The 14,076-nt window shown below is 30.2% G+C and carries 15 protein-coding genes; 10 read left to right on the forward strand and 5 right to left on the reverse strand.

The genetic code is table 11. From position 1 onward, the window contains the following. Together ACH2BP_RS05620 and ACH2BP_RS05625 are read right to left on the reverse strand one after the other, a co-directional pair. Positions 1-838, reverse strand: an 838-nt coding sequence (locus ACH2BP_RS05620; protein WP_395057847.1) for a glycosyltransferase family 2 protein, incomplete at its 3' end; no start/stop codon positions are given. After that, positions 839-1,735 (reverse strand): glycosyltransferase family 2 protein, encoded by an 897-nt coding sequence (locus tag ACH2BP_RS05625; protein ID WP_395057849.1) that lies wholly within the window; start codon positions 1,733-1,735, stop codon positions 839-841. It lies immediately after the preceding gene. A gap of 112 nt (positions 1,736-1,847) precedes the next feature. Between ACH2BP_RS05625 and ACH2BP_RS05630 the strand changes: the two genes are divergently transcribed. Further along, on the forward strand, positions 1,848-2,663 hold the full coding sequence (locus tag ACH2BP_RS05630; protein WP_395057851.1) for a 2OG-Fe(II) oxygenase: 816 nt from the start codon (positions 1,848-1,850) through the stop codon (positions 2,661-2,663). Between the two features lie 7 nt (positions 2,664-2,670). Here the strand turns inward: ACH2BP_RS05630 and rlmH are convergent, their stop codons facing one another. Together rlmH and ACH2BP_RS05640 are read right to left on the reverse strand one after the other, a co-directional pair. Then, positions 2,671-3,144 carry a 23S rRNA (pseudouridine(1915)-N(3))-methyltransferase RlmH gene (gene rlmH, locus ACH2BP_RS05635; protein WP_395057853.1) on the reverse strand — a complete coding sequence of 158 codons (474 nt, stop codon included), beginning with the start codon at positions 3,142-3,144 and terminating at the stop codon, positions 2,671-2,673. 4 nt (positions 3,145-3,148) lie between these two features. After that, the gene (locus ACH2BP_RS05640) at positions 3,149-4,150 is read right to left on the reverse strand and encodes a hypothetical protein (protein WP_395057855.1); all 1,002 of its coding nucleotides are present in this window, start codon (positions 4,148-4,150) and stop codon (positions 3,149-3,151) included. A 140-nt stretch (positions 4,151-4,290) separates the two neighbouring features. On the opposite strand from ACH2BP_RS05640, the gene nadC reads away from it, so the two are divergent. The 4 genes from nadC (at position 4,291) to priA (ending at position 9,316) form a co-directional block, all read left to right on the forward strand. Next, a complete protein-coding gene (gene nadC, locus ACH2BP_RS05645; protein ID WP_395057857.1) occupies positions 4,291-5,148 on the forward strand; it encodes a carboxylating nicotinate-nucleotide diphosphorylase in 858 nt (285 codons plus the stop codon). A gap of 15 nt (positions 5,149-5,163) precedes the next feature. Then, the gene (locus tag ACH2BP_RS05650) at positions 5,164-6,111 is read left to right on the forward strand and encodes a YihY/virulence factor BrkB family protein (RefSeq protein WP_395057859.1); all 948 of its coding nucleotides are present in this window, start codon (positions 5,164-5,166) and stop codon (positions 6,109-6,111) included. A 2-nt stretch (positions 6,112-6,113) separates the two neighbouring features. Beyond that, positions 6,114-6,536 (forward strand): DUF2147 domain-containing protein, encoded by a 423-nt coding sequence (locus ACH2BP_RS05655; protein WP_395057871.1) that lies wholly within the window; start codon positions 6,114-6,116, stop codon positions 6,534-6,536. Positions 6,537-6,865: 329 nt separating this feature from the next. Further along, positions 6,866-9,316 (forward strand): primosomal protein N', encoded by a 2,451-nt coding sequence (gene priA / locus ACH2BP_RS05660; RefSeq protein ID WP_395057861.1) that lies wholly within the window; start codon positions 6,866-6,868, stop codon positions 9,314-9,316. Here the strand turns inward: priA and ACH2BP_RS05665 are convergent. After that, positions 9,313-10,005: a LytR/AlgR family response regulator transcription factor gene (locus tag ACH2BP_RS05665; RefSeq protein ID WP_395057863.1), complete on the reverse strand. Its 693-nt coding sequence runs from the start codon at positions 10,003-10,005 to the stop codon at positions 9,313-9,315. The genes priA and ACH2BP_RS05665 overlap by 4 nt on opposite strands. Before the next feature lie 168 nt (positions 10,006-10,173). On the opposite strand from ACH2BP_RS05665, the gene rpsF reads away from it, so the two are divergent. The 5 genes from rpsF to ligA all read left to right on the forward strand — a co-directional run bounded on the left by rpsF (position 10,174) and on the right by ligA (position 13,956). Continuing rightward, positions 10,174-10,515, forward strand: coding sequence for a 30S ribosomal protein S6 (rpsF, locus tag ACH2BP_RS05670; protein WP_011963956.1), 342 nt, complete (start codon positions 10,174-10,176; stop codon positions 10,513-10,515). 5 nt (positions 10,516-10,520) lie between these two features. Beyond that, a complete protein-coding gene (gene rpsR / locus ACH2BP_RS05675; protein ID WP_011963955.1) occupies positions 10,521-10,817 on the forward strand; it encodes a 30S ribosomal protein S18 in 297 nt (98 codons plus the stop codon). Between the two features lie 66 nt (positions 10,818-10,883). After that, on the forward strand, positions 10,884-11,327 hold the full coding sequence (gene rplI, locus ACH2BP_RS05680; protein ID WP_395057865.1) for a 50S ribosomal protein L9: 444 nt from the start codon (positions 10,884-10,886) through the stop codon (positions 11,325-11,327). Between the two features lie 83 nt (positions 11,328-11,410). Further along, positions 11,411-11,884, forward strand: a complete 474-nt coding sequence (locus ACH2BP_RS05685) for a DUF6495 family protein (protein WP_395057867.1) — start codon at positions 11,411-11,413, stop codon at positions 11,882-11,884. A gap of 71 nt (positions 11,885-11,955) precedes the next feature. Continuing rightward, a complete protein-coding gene (ligA, locus tag ACH2BP_RS05690) occupies positions 11,956-13,956 on the forward strand; it encodes an NAD-dependent DNA ligase LigA (RefSeq protein ID WP_395057869.1) in 2,001 nt (666 codons plus the stop codon). Positions 13,957-14,076 lie beyond the last annotated feature (120 nt).

Genomic DNA, 14,076 nt, shown 5'->3' on the forward strand with positions numbered 1-14,076 from the left:
GTAAAAATCTTTTTTTGAATTCTAAATTATTTAAATCAATCACTTCATAATTTTTTTGAAAGTTTATTAGGTCATCATTTAACTTGTTTTTTATAGCAACAGAAAAACGGTTTAAATCCAGATATTTCTTTAAGTTCTTGTTTGTTTTTTCTTCTTCATAATATTTAGCAAAACTACTTTCTTCAAAAATATAATTAGAAGCTCTAGAAATACTTCGTTCATCGTATACATATCGTGCGAGTATTTTCCAAATAAATACAATTTGATATTGTAATCCAACACGAATCCACAAATCAGTATCTTCTGAGATCTTTATATTTGGATCAAACATTCCAGTTTTTGTAAATACACTTTTATGAAAAACAGTGCTCGATGTCCAAATGACAGATTCTTTTTCACTAGCTTCAAAGAAGTTTATAATTTCAAAATCATTATTTCTTTTAATCGAATATTGTGCGGGAAAAATTGTTTTAGAAGTCTCTATTTCTATAGCACTAGAGAATACTTTGTACTCAGGAAGTTTTTTAATATATCTGTACATTGTTTCCAAAAAATTCTCATACCAAAAATCATCTGCATCTAAAAAACAAATCAAATTTGATTTTGCTTGTTCAATTCCAAAATTCCTAGCAATAGAAACTCCTTCATTTTTCTTATAAAAATAATGTATTCGGTTGTCATTAAATTGAAATACTATTTGTTCACTATTATCAGTAGAACCATCGTTTACTACAATAATTTCAAAATCAATAAAAGATTGATTCAAAACGCTTTTCAAGGTGTTTTCAATATGATTTTCTTTATTGTAAAGTGGAATAATTATCGAGAAAAAACTCATTTATTTAGATTTTATTTCACAAAAATAGCTTAATCTGTATAAATTGAAAATATATATTGAAGGATTTTGGGATGTTAGGTTTTTAAGATAATATGGCTTTAAAAATTTAAAGGAAGAGCTCAAAAAAATGGTTAATTTAAATTTATTCAATTTATTATAAAGCTTACTAAATCTAGCATCTTTGGGTTTTATAATTTTAGAATCTGTTAGGTGTTTTAAATTTCTTAGTGAGCTTTCGAATTTTTCGATAAAAATAATCGATTTTTCAAGATTTAAATGATACACAGAATTATCTATATGGTTTATTGCTATTTTATTTTTTCTTAATTCTAATATAAAAACTAAATCTTCAAAGCCATAATTTTTTATTTCAGCATGAAAAGGATAAGTTATTAAAACCTCTTTTTTTATAAAAATATTAGAAGTTAATGTCGTTTCGTAAGGTTTTAATTTTCTTTTCTCTAATATTACGGATTCTCTTTTGTGACCATAAATCCATCTTAACATTTCGTCATGTTTCGGTTTTTTTAAATCATAAATTAATCCCCCAAAATAAATTCTTTCTTTGTTTGATTTAAGACAATGAATATAATTGTGTATAAAATTTGAATCTTTGGGTAAAACATCACAGTCTAAAAATAATATCCATTCAAATTTTGCTTTTTTTACTAATTCGTTTCTATTGCAAGCCCGACCTAGATTTTCAATATTCACATAATAGGAGCACCTTTGGATAGAATTTATTTCTTGATTATTTTTTATAATTTCTAGATCCGTCGATTTATCATCGCCAACTATGATTTCAAATTCAATATCTTCTAAAATGGCCTGTTTATTCAACTCTTTTACTAAAGTAGTTGTTTCGTAATTATATGTAGGTATAAGTATTGAAAGCATAAAATAAAAAAATCAAATATAAATGATTCTAATGATAAAGTAGTGTTTTGGTATAAAATTTTTATCCGATTGAAGATTAATTTTTTTCATTTATATTTGTAAAAAAAAAGCAATGAAACGTCAAGAGATAGCCAACTATATTATTGAAAAGGTTACTTTTGAAAAAGATGCAATCACTGCAATGTACCAAAATTCTACTCAGGATATTGGTTTTTTTTATATTGATAATCTCTTGCCTGAAGAACTCGTTATTCAAATTTATAATGCTTTTCCTGTACCTTCAGAAATGACTTTAAAAAAAAGCCTTCGAGAATATAAGTATGTTGCAGCCCAAATGAATTTATATAATCCAATTTTAGAAGAAATAATTTATGCTTTTCAAGATTTTCGAGTGGTTAATCTAATTTCAGATATTTGCAATTGCACCAATTTATTTGCTGATGAAAAACTCTATGCTGGTGGAATTTCTATGATGGGAAAAGACCATTATCTAAATCCGCACCTTGATAATTCACATGATAAAGACAGGAATTTATGGCGTGTTTTTAATTTGCTTTTTTATGTTTCTCCAAATTGGAATTATCAAAATGGAGGACATTTAGAGCTTTGGCCTAACGGATTAAACGAAAATCCAATTGTAATAGAAAGTAAGTTTAATAGACTTGTATTGATGTCAACACACAATAAATCGATTCATTCGGTAACTAAAGTAAATTCAATCAATGCAAGATGTTGTATTTCTAATTATTATTTTTCTGAAAAACCATTGTTAGAATCAGATACTTTTCATGTGACTTCTTTTCGTGGACGTCCTGAATCTAAAATGACAGATGTTTTTCTTAAAATAGATACTTATCTCAGAATGAATTTGCGTAAAGTATTTAAAAAAGGAATCAAAGAAAATCCTCATTATTATAAAAAAGAATAAATCTTTTCTATTGATGATGGTAAGGTTCATTCTTCAAAATAGTAAAGCCACGATACAATTGTTCAATAAAAAACAAACGTACCATTTGATGCGAAAATGTCATTTGTGAAAGCGAAATTTTCCCAAAAGCTTTTTTATAGACCTCTTCACTAAAACCATAAGGCCCACCAATCACGAATACTATAGTCTTAATGCCAGAATTCATTTTTTTTTGTAATTCTTCAGAAAAAGCTACACTCGAAAAGGTCTTTCCGTTTTCATCTAACAAAATTAATTGATCTGTTGGAGTAATTTTTGCTAAAATAAGTTCCCCTTCTTTTTCTTTTTGCTGGCTTTCGGATAAGTTTTTTACGTTTTTAATATCGGCAATAATATCCAAATCAAATTTGATATAAAAAGATAAGCGTTTCGTATAATCTTCAATTAAGGTTTGGAGGTTTTTATTGTCGGTTTTGCCAATGGCAATGAGTTTGATATTCATAGTTTTATTTTAGTCTATATATGTTAAATAAAATTTTCTCTCCAACATCAGGCCTATAATGGCTAGCTTCATAGAAATTTGTTTTTAATTCTGAAAATGAGTTTTTTCCAGAATAATCATAAAGATTTTTTCCAAATACTTTTTGGAGTATATTTAAATCATTTGGGTTTAATTTCACTTGTTCATATAATGGGCTTATAACAACTTTATATTTGCTTTTGTTTTTATTTAAAATATGTTTAATCTCGTTTAACATAAATAGCTGTTTTTTATTTATTCTTTTAACACTATCTACTCTTTCTCCTTTTCTAAAATAAAAAACATCATTTCTATCTGCATAATATTCTATAGGATGTTTGGTTATTTGAGATTCCTGATCAATTTCATTAATCTCATTGGTTGTAGTGTCAAACATAATCCTATTATTTTCTACAAAACCTTTCATATAATTTTTGTATTTTTTAGTAAAAGTATAATTGTAAAAGCAAAAAATAAATTTAGGATTTAGGTAGGCTTTGTAAAATTCTAGCTGAAAATGTAACTCACTTTCACCAGAAATTGCAGGATGTTTAATAAACAAATGACCCTTATGATTTGCATCATTTTCAAATGAATAATCACGACATAATATTATTAATACATTATTAATATTAATGTTTAGCGAATCTATATACTTAATTTTTTTATAAATACCATATACAGATTCACTAGATGCATCATAAAGAAAAGGTTTTGAATTTGTGTCTAAATATTTTTTCCATGAGGAAGTTCTAAACGCAATTGTTCTAGAACTCCCAAAAATAAAGGAATTGCAATTGTTTTTATTTTTAAGAAATATTTCGGTCGATATATAATCCCTATTCGGAATAATGTACGAATTGGAATAATCCTTATAGGGTTTAAGAACCTTAAACGGGTCGAAATGAAAATATCCTATTAATGAAATTATTATAGGAATAAGTCCAATAAGAGTAAAAAGGGTTATTTTTCTTAAAAATAATTTCATTAAAAATGTATTCGAATAATTTTCCCAAAATAGGAATTTTCTCTTCAAAGATACAAAGGTTAAAAATTTTCCCAAATAACCGAATAAACAAATAAGCAAATGCACATTTTTCCCTATTTTAGCCTTATAATTTAATACATATGATTTCAGAAGCGCAATTCAATCAAGAATTAGAGTTAATAATCACAAACGGAATCCGAGAAGATATAGGAACTGGCGATTACAGTTCATTAGCTTGTATTCCTGCTTCGGCAATGGGAAAAGCCAAATTATTAGTAAAAGATAGTGGTATTATAGCAGGTGTTGAGTTTGCAAAAATGATTTTCAATCATGTAGATTCTAATTTAGTTGTCGAAACCTTTATACAAGACGGAAGCCAAGTAAAATATGGCGATGTAGTTTTTCATGTTTCAGGAAGTTCGCAATCAATCCTTAAAGCAGAAAGATTAGTGCTTAATTCGATGCAAAGAATGAGTGCTATTGCCACAAAAACTAATAAATATGTACAATTACTAGAGGGTACAAATACTAAAATTTTGGACACTCGTAAAACTACACCAGGTTTTCGTGGTGCGGAAAAATGGGCAGTAAAAATTGGAGGAGGCGAAAATCACCGTTTTGCTTTGTATGATATGATTATGCTCAAGGACAATCACAATGATTTTGCTGGCGGAATCACCCTAGCTATTGCCAAAACAAAGCAATATCTTGCGGATAATAATCTAGACTTAAAAATCATTGTCGAAGCTAGAAATTTAACCGAAATAGAAGAAATACTAAAATCTGAAGGCGTTTATCGAATTTTAATAGATAATTTTAATTTTGATGATACAAAAACTGCTGTTAAAATGATTGGAAATAAATGTTTGACGGAATCCTCAGGAAATATCAATGAAAATACCATTCGTGATTATGCAGAATGTGGCGTTAATTATATCTCGTCAGGAGCTTTAACTCATTCTGTTTATAATATGGATTTAAGTTTAAAAGCGATTTAACTTGTAAACTAAATTATGAGTCATACGACAGAAGAAATGTATAAAAAAATCCCCATAATTAAGCAAACAGTTATTGTTTTACAAAACATAAAGCTCCCTTGGTTGCAAGGGATTTCTTTATATGAATTAATAGATTTTTATATTTCAGGAATTATTCAAGGGGCCTTAAGTTATAGAGCAGCAGCTATCGCGTGGAGCTTTTTTATGGCACTGTTTCCCTTTATGTTATTTATTTTAAACCTTATTCCGTATATTCCAATAGTTGGTTTTCAGGAAGATTTTCTAGGATTTGTTCGGGAAAATGTGCCACCCACAACTTTTGATGCTATTGATGTTATTATAAATGATATTTTGCACAACAGTCATTCGGGATTGTTATCTACAGGGGTTATTTTGTCCGTTTTTCTGATGACAAATGGGGTAAATGCCGTCATGAGCGGTTTCGAAACCTCGCAGCATATCGTAGAGAAACGAGCTTATTTTCGTCAATATTTTGTAGCATTATTCATATCGATGTTACTTACATTTATTTTATTGATAACAGTGGCTACCATCATTATTTTTGAGGTTTTTATACAAAGAACAATCATTCAGGATGTGCTTTCTAGCCGAATATCTGATAAAATTTCCTTGATAGAATTTGGTAGATATTCCTTTATAATTATAATGATATTAACTTCAATCGGAATACTCTTCAGATTCGGAATCAGACAAACAAAAAAACGAGCTTTTATAACAATAGGCGTTGTTTTTACCACCGTTTTAATCATTTTATCTTCTTATTTTTTCGGTATTTGGGTAGTAAAATTTTCAAAATATAATGAATTATACGGCTCGATAGGAACATTACTAATCGTAATGTTTTACCTTTGGATAAACTGTATGGTATTATTATTAGGTTTCGAATTAGACGCATCAATATACAAGCTTAAACACCATCCAACTAAAAACCCACATTTATAATGATGAAAAAATTAACACTTTTATTTTTACTCTTAGCATGTTTGCAGATGCAATCACAAACCGTTTTAGGGAAATGGAAAACTATTGATGATAAAACAGGAGAAGCAAAATCTATTGTCGAAGTGTATGAAAACAACGGAAAAGTATACGGAAAAATCATCGAAATTTTTGATGTTACCAAACGCAACAGAAAGTGTGATAAATGCGAAGGAACCGACAAAAATAAACCCGTTTTAGGGCTTGTAATTATAAAAGGGCTAACCAAAGACGATGACGAATACAATGGCGGAAAAATCTTAGATCCTGAAACAGGGAATATTTACAAATGTATTCTTAAACTATCAGGTAAAGATAAGCTTGAAGTTCGTGGTTATATGGGATTTGCCTTAATAGGTCGTTCGCAAACTTGGGTTAGGGTGAAGTAGTTATCTATGAATAATATTAAAAAAGAAGAATAAATGAAGAATTCAAATAAAGTAAAAATGTTAGAATATAGTATTCTAGTAGTTTTTATAGCTCTTCTATTGACAAGTCATTTTGATTTACCACCATCTAGTTATTTCATATCGATTTATTGTAGTGTATTTAATACTAGTGAATATCCTCCAATGCTAATTACCAGCATACTTAGCTTAATTTATGTGATACCTGTATATTTTATTAAAAAGAAACTTATTATTAATAAAGATTAGTAAAATTTGTATAATATTCTTGATATAATTTTATACTCTAACTTCTAAAATGCAAACTAAAAATGCCTTTCTATATCCAAGTAATTTTACCACTCGCACTTCCACAAACCTTCACTTACAGTGTTTCGGAAGCAGAATTCGAGTACCTAAAAATCGGTATGCGTGTGGCTGTTCCTTTTGGTAAAAGTAAATTTTATACAGGCTTGGTTTCGGAGTTGCATCACAATGCGCCAACTTTATATGAAGCCAAAGAAATTCATCAAATTATCGATGATAAACCCATTGTAACCGAAATACAATTGCAACATTGGCAATGGATTGCATCCTATTATATGTGTACGCTTGGTGAAGTTTTTAGATGCGCTTTGCCATCGGCATTACAGTTAGAAAGTGAAACAATTATTTCTGCCAAAAAAGATTTTTCGGTTAATGAAAATGAACTTTCAGACGAAGAATATTTATTGGTAGAAGCCTTAAAACAACAAAGTTCTCTAAAAATTAGTGAAGTTACTTTGGTTTTAAACAAAAAGAAAGTTTTTCCAATAATCCAACAGCTTTTAGCAAAAAATATCATTACCCTCCAAGAAGAAATGGTCGAAGAATACAAACCCAAATTGGTGCGTTATATTCGGTTGTTTTCTGAGTTTAATTCGAATGAGAAACTCAAGGAATTATTATTGGTTCTAAAAAATGCGCAGAAACAAAAAGAAATACTATTAAGTTATTTTCAGTTGCAAGCTGCTACTAAAAAGCTCATTTCTGTCAAAGAATTGACTGAGTTTTCTGGAGCAACTTCAGCCGTTGTAAAAGCATTAATAGATAAAGAAATATTCGAAGAATATTATATTCAAGAAGACCGAGTTTCGTTTGATGCTGTAAATGAAAGTCAGATTGTATTAAGCGAGCCACAAAATAAAGCATTATCGGAAATTCAAACAATTTTCGCTTCAAAAGAAGTTTGCTTGCTCCACGGAATTACAGCTTCTGGAAAAACAGAAGTTTATATTAAGCTGATTGAAAGCTTTTTAGAACAGAAAAAACAATGTTTGTATTTGTTGCCAGAAATTGCGCTCACAACTCAATTGGTTTCTAGATTAACCAAACATTTCGGAAATAAAGTAGCTGTTTTTCATTCAAAATACAGCAATAATGAGCGTGTTGAGGTTTGGAATCAGGTTTTAAATTCATCCGAGAAAGCTCAAATTGTGATTGGAGCTCGCTCGGCACTATTCTTACCTTTTCAAAATTTGGGTTTCATTATTGTTGATGAAGAGCATGAACAAACATTCAAACAAACCGATCCAGCACCAAGATATCATGCTCGTGATGCTGCGATTGTTTTAGTAAATTTTCATAAGGCCAAAGTGTTGTTAGGTTCCGCTACGCCAAGTATCGAAACGTATTTTAATACCCAAAATAGCAAATACGGATTGGTCGAATTGCACGAACGTTTTGGGAATGCTGTTTTACCAGAAATAGAATTGGTCGATTTAAAAGACAGCTATTTCCGCAAAAAAATGACGGGACATTTTAGCCAAAATCTAATCGATTCCATTGCAGAAGCGTTGTCTAACGGAGAACAAATTATTTTGTTTCAAAATCGTCGTGGTTATTCACCAGTGATCGAATGTATGACTTGTGGTCACGTGCCACAATGTCCACAATGTGATGTGAGTTTAACCTATCATAAGTTCAAAAACCAGTTGCGTTGTCATTATTGTGGTTACAGTATTGCCAAACCAACCAATTGTCATGCTTGTTCTAGTATCGATTTGACATCAAAAGGATTTGGAACCGAACAAATTGAATTGGAACTGGCTTCACTTTTCCCTACAAAAAACATCAAACGAATGGATCAGGATACCACTCGAGGTAAATATGCTTTCGAGAAGTTGATAGATAGTTTTAAAAATCGAGAAGTAGATATTCTGGTAGGAACACAAATGCTTGCAAAAGGATTAGATTTTGATAATGTTTCGCTCGTAGGAATCCTTAATGCCGATTCGATGTTGTATTTTCCAGATTTTAGAGCTTTCGAGCGTAGTTTTCAGATGATGACGCAAGTATCGGGTAGGGCAGGACGATCGGATAAGAAAGGAAAAGTGATTATTCAGACTTATAATACAAATCATAACACGATTCAGCAAGTTGTGCAAAATGACTATTTGTCGATGTTTAACGAGCAATTATACGAGCGAAAAATATACAATTATCCGCCATATTTTAAGTTGATTAAATTAACATTAAAACAAAAAGATTTTGATAAGCTAAAAGAAGGTTCTATGTGGTTGTATCAGGTTTTGAAGCAGCAATTTGATATTCCAGTTCTTGGACCAGAGGAACCAGCAATAAACCGAATTAGAAACGAGTATATAAGAACAATTTTGATAAAAATTCCTCAAGAAAAATCGTTGGGAAGCACAAAAAAATCTATTCAAAAAATTCTAAATAGTTTCGAGTCTGTTTCGCAATTTAAAGCCATCAAAGTATCTGTAAATGTCGATTTTTATTAAAAATCTAAAGCTTTTGCTAAGTCTTCTTTTTTGTTTCGGCTTAACGGAATTTTGGTAATTCCAATTTCGGCAAATTTGCTATTGAATTTCTCAATTTTATCAATATTAATAATAAAAGATTTGTGAACACGGATAAATTTTTCTTTAGATAAATCTTGTTCAAACGATTTCATAGTCGATAAAACTAGGTGGCTATCATCTTCGGTAACAATTTTCACATAATCTCCGTAAGCTTCAATCCATTTTATTTTTGCAGTATAAATCTTAAGTTTTTTTAAGTTGCTTTTTATAAAAATATGATCACCTTCTTCCTCAAGACTATCTCTTCGAAGTTGGTGCATATCTAATGCGCGTTTTACAGCAGCATTGAAGCGTTCTTTTGTTATTGGTTTTTGTAAATAATCCGTTGCATCATAATCGAATGCTTTGACAGCATATTCAGCTTTTGAAGTGACAAATATAGTTTGTGGCTTTTCTTTTAGTCCGTCTAATAAGTTAAAACCACTTATTACGGGCATTTCTATATCTAAAAACAATAAGTCGACAGGTTTCGTATTCAAACAATTTTTAGTTTCAACAGCATTGGAAAAATCGCCTACTAAAGTTAAGTTAGGATGAGATTCTACTAGTTTTGTAACCAAAATTCTTTGAATAGAGCTGTCATCTACGACAATACAGTTCAATTTCATAACACCATTTTAATAAATTTGTAATATAAATATACTTTTTTTTATTTAGCTACCAAACTTTTTTCGGAGAAATATTTACTTTCGTCGATTATTTATGCATTTAGCTTGTGTATTAAAATTTAAACACTACTTTTGCACCCATATTTTTAACAAATAAAATTTTATATTATGAATCATTATGAAACTGTTTTCATCTTGAATCCCGTTTTATCTGAAACCCAGGTAAAGGAAACAGTAAGCAAATTTGAAGATTATTTAACTTCAAAAGGAGCTACAATGGTATCCAAAGAGGATTGGGGCTTGAAAAAGATGGCTTACGAAATTCAAAACAAGAAAAGTGGTTTTTACCATTTATTCGAATTTACAGTTCCAGGAGAAGTGTTAATTGGTTTTGAAACTGAATTTAGACGTGACGAACGTGTTATGCGTTTCTTAACTGTAAGTTTAGACAAACATGCAATATCATGGGCTGAGAGAAGAAGAGCAAAATTAAAAGCAACTAAAGCGTAATTATTATGTCAACATTACAACAATCAGCTTCAGGAAAAAAAGACGGAGATATTAGATATTTAACGCCTTTGAACATAGATACGAACAAAACTAAAAAGTATTGTCGTTTCAAAAAATCTGGAATCAAATATATCGATTATAAAGATGCAGATTTCTTATTGAAATTCGTAAACGAACAAGGTAAAATTTTACCACGTCGTCTTACAGGAACTTCATTAAAATACCAACGTAAAGTGTCAGTTGCTGTAAAAAGAGCTCGTCACTTAGCATTTATGCCATACGTTGCCGATTTATTAAAATAATTAAAAAACTCAAAGTTGTTGGTTTTTCTACAATGAAAACCTAACTTCTCTAACAAGGACATCAACATGGAACTTATATTAAAACAAGACGTACAAAATGTAGGCTTTAAAGACGATATCGTATCTGTAAAAGCAGGATATGGTCGTAACTTTTTAATTCCACAAGGATTTGCTCATATGGCAACTTCTTCTGCGAAAAAAGTATTAGCTGAAAACCTAAAGCAAAGAGCTCATAAAGAAGCTAAAGTAGTTGCAGATGCAAATACATTAGCAGAAGCTCTAAAAGCTATCGAAATTAAAATTTCTGCAAAAGCAGGTGGAGAGAAACTTTTTGGTTCTATCACTAACATAGATATCGCTGAAGCTTTAGCTAAAGGAGGTCAATCTATCGACAGAAAATTCATTACTTCAGGTATCGTGAAAAGAACAGGAAAATATTCTGCTTCAGTTCGTTTGCACCGTGATGTAATTGTAGATTTAGCTTACGAAATTGTTGCTGAACAAGCATAATTTCTTGCAAATAAAAAAAGCCTTCTTGCAAAAGAAGGCTTTTTTTTTATCTTTTTTTTTAAATCTGAAATCAAATACTGAAAATGAAATACGACAGACTAACTAAAGAGCAATTTGAAGAATTGCATCCAGAATTTATAAATTTTCTTTCAACTCAATCTATTGATAAAGGTGAATGGGATAAAATTAAACTTGAAAAACCGGAAGTAGCCGAACAAGAATTAGATGTTTTTTCAGATCTAATCTGGGAAGGTGTTCTAACAAGAGCTGAGTATTTAGAACATTTTTCTAAAAATTATATTTTTCTTTTTCATTGTTTTGATACCCATGTACAATCGATTGTTTTGAAATCGGTCGTTCCAGAAACTAACTTCCTGACTAAAGAAGGATTGCAATGGTTAAGCGATAATATGTTTACGGAAAATATAGAAATGAAAGTTGGTAAAAAAGAATTTACTGAAGAAAGAAATACTTCACTTTTCGAATTGATACAACAAGGGGCTTTTTTGAGCGATGGTCAGTTATTTAAACAAATAAATAGTATAATGAATTCCTAATTTTAGGGTTTAAATACAATAAAATTGGTTATTTTAGTGCTCATAAACTAGAATAGCCAATTTTATCATTTATGGACGTTTTACAGAAAATACAATCATTACGTGAAGAACTTAATCTTCACAATTATAATTATTATGTATTAGATAATCCCACGATTTCAGATTATGATTTTGATGTAAAACTTTCTGAACTTATAGGTTTAGAAATAAAACATCCAGAATATTTTGATGAAAATTCACCTACACAAAGAGTTGGTGGTTCAATCACCAAAAATTTTGAAACCGTAAAGCACGATTTTCGAATGTATTCGTTAGACAATTCCTATTCGAAAGAAGATTTGTTAGATTGGGAAAACCGAATTCAAAAAGTATTGGGGGATGTTCCACTAGAATATATTTGTGAGTTAAAATATGACGGAGCCTCAATTTCTATTACTTACGAAAACGGAAGATTAGTTCGTGCCGTAACTCGTGGGGATGGTTTTCAGGGTGATGATGTGACCAATAATATTAAAACCATTAAAGCAATTCCTATAAAACTAAAAGGAGATTTTCCTGAAAAATTTGATATTCGAGGAGAAATTATTTTGCCTTTTGCTGGTTTCGAAAAAATGAATCAAGATTTGATAGAAATTGGAGAAGCACCTTATTCAAATCCAAGAAATACGGCTTCGGGAAGTTTAAAATTACAGGATAGTGCCGAAGTTGCCAAACGTCCTTTAGATTGTTTATTATATTCATTAATCGGAAATAATTTGCCATTTCGATCTCATTTCGATGGATTAGAAAAAGCTAGATTTTGGGGTTTCAAAGTTCCAAATCAGAGTCATTTGGCTAAAAACATGAATGAAGTCTTCGATTTCATCAATCTTTGGGATAAAAACCGACATACTTTGCCTTATGAAACCGATGGAGTAGTGGTAAAAGTAAATGATTTGCATTTGCAAGATGAGTTGGGATATACAGCAAAATCGCCACGTTGGGCCATAGCATATAAGTTTAAATCGGAACAAGTTTTTACACAATTAAATTCGATTTCATATCAAGTAGGAAGAACTGGATCTATCACGCCAGTGGCAAATCTTGAACCTGTACAACTGGCTGGAACTATTGTAAAACGAGCTTCTTTGCACAATGCAGACCAGATAGAAAAATTAGATATTAGAATAAATGATACCGTTTTTGTCGAAAAAGGAGGCGAAATTATCCCAAAAATAATTGGTGTCGATTTAGAAAAAAGACCTTCAAATTCTGAAAAAACGATTTATATCGCCCATTGCCCAGAATGTCAAACTGAATTAGAAAGAAAAGAAGGTGAAGCCAATCATTATTGTCCTAATTTTTATGGTTGTCCACCACAAATTATAGGTCGAATTCAGCATTATATTTCCAGAAAAGCTATGGATATTGAAGGTTTGGGAGGAGAAACAGTTGCTTTATTGTATAACAATGGTTTGGTGAAAAATTATGCCGATTTATATGATTTATCGGTAGAGCAAATTTTGCCATTGGAAAGAATGGCTCAAAAATCGGCAGTAAACTTAGTGCAAGGTGTTCAGAATTCTAAAAATATTCCTTTCGAAAATGTTTTGTTTGCACTTGGTATTCGATATGTTGGAGAAACCGTGGCTAAAAAATTAGCCAAACATTACAAAAATATCGACGCGATTGCCAATGCAAATTTACTCGAACTGGTTATGGTTGATGAAATTGGAGATAAAATTGCACAAAGTGTAGTAGAATTCTTTGATAATCAAGAAAATAGACGTATATTAGAGAAGTTAAAAAGCAACGGAATTCAGTTAGAAATTTCTGAAAAAAATAATACGGTTGTGTCAGATAAATTTTGGGGACAAATATTTGTAGTTTCAGGAGTTTTCGAAAAATTTTCCCGTGATGATTTAAAAAAAGCGATTGAAGATAATGGAGGGAAAGTGGGTAGTTCTATTTCTACAAAGACAAATTATGTAATTGCGGGAGATAATATGGGACCTGCAAAGTTAGAAAAAGCAAACCAATTAAAGGTTTCAATTATTAGTGAAGATGATTTTATTGCTTTATTAACTACATAAGTCTCATAAGGTATTTTGTATTAAAATAATTTGTTTTTTAATTTCTTATCAATTCTATTTAAATGAAAATTCTAAATTCATTTATTATCGTATATATTATTTCAGGGATTTTGTACCTGA

Source organism: Flavobacterium sp. (assembly GCF_043756175.1).
Taxonomy (GTDB): Bacteria; Bacteroidota; Bacteroidia; order Flavobacteriales; family Flavobacteriaceae; genus Flavobacterium.

What these genes read in the sequence shown, in the direction of transcription:
- ACH2BP_RS05625 (WP_395057849.1), bottom strand. Translation starts at nt 1,735, where the DNA reads ATGCTTTCAATACTTATACCTACATATAATTACGAAACAACTACTTTA.
- ACH2BP_RS05685 (WP_395057867.1), top strand. Translation starts at nt 11,411, where the DNA reads ATGAAATACGACAGACTAACTAAAGAGCAATTTGAAGAATTGCATCCA.
- rplI (WP_395057865.1), top strand. Translation starts at nt 10,884, where the DNA reads ATGGAACTTATATTAAAACAAGACGTACAAAATGTAGGCTTTAAAGAC.
- rpsF (WP_011963956.1), top strand. Translation starts at nt 10,174, where the DNA reads ATGAATCATTATGAAACTGTTTTCATCTTGAATCCCGTTTTATCTGAA.
- ligA (WP_395057869.1), top strand. Translation starts at nt 11,956, where the DNA reads ATGGACGTTTTACAGAAAATACAATCATTACGTGAAGAACTTAATCTT.
- ACH2BP_RS05655 (WP_395057871.1), top strand. Translation starts at nt 6,114, where the DNA reads ATGAAAAAATTAACACTTTTATTTTTACTCTTAGCATGTTTGCAGATG.
- ACH2BP_RS05665 (WP_395057863.1), bottom strand. Translation starts at nt 10,005, where the DNA reads ATGAAATTGAACTGTATTGTCGTAGATGACAGCTCTATTCAAAGAATT.
- nadC (WP_395057857.1), top strand. Translation starts at nt 4,291, where the DNA reads ATGATTTCAGAAGCGCAATTCAATCAAGAATTAGAGTTAATAATCACA.
- priA (WP_395057861.1), top strand. Translation starts at nt 6,866, where the DNA reads ATGCCTTTCTATATCCAAGTAATTTTACCACTCGCACTTCCACAAACC.
- ACH2BP_RS05650 (WP_395057859.1), top strand. Translation starts at nt 5,164, where the DNA reads ATGAGTCATACGACAGAAGAAATGTATAAAAAAATCCCCATAATTAAG.
- rlmH (WP_395057853.1), bottom strand. Translation starts at nt 3,144, where the DNA reads ATGAATATCAAACTCATTGCCATTGGCAAAACCGACAATAAAAACCTC.
- ACH2BP_RS05630 (WP_395057851.1), top strand. Translation starts at nt 1,848, where the DNA reads ATGAAACGTCAAGAGATAGCCAACTATATTATTGAAAAGGTTACTTTT.
- rpsR (WP_011963955.1), top strand. Translation starts at nt 10,521, where the DNA reads ATGTCAACATTACAACAATCAGCTTCAGGAAAAAAAGACGGAGATATT.
- ACH2BP_RS05640 (WP_395057855.1), bottom strand. Translation starts at nt 4,150, where the DNA reads ATGAAATTATTTTTAAGAAAAATAACCCTTTTTACTCTTATTGGACTT.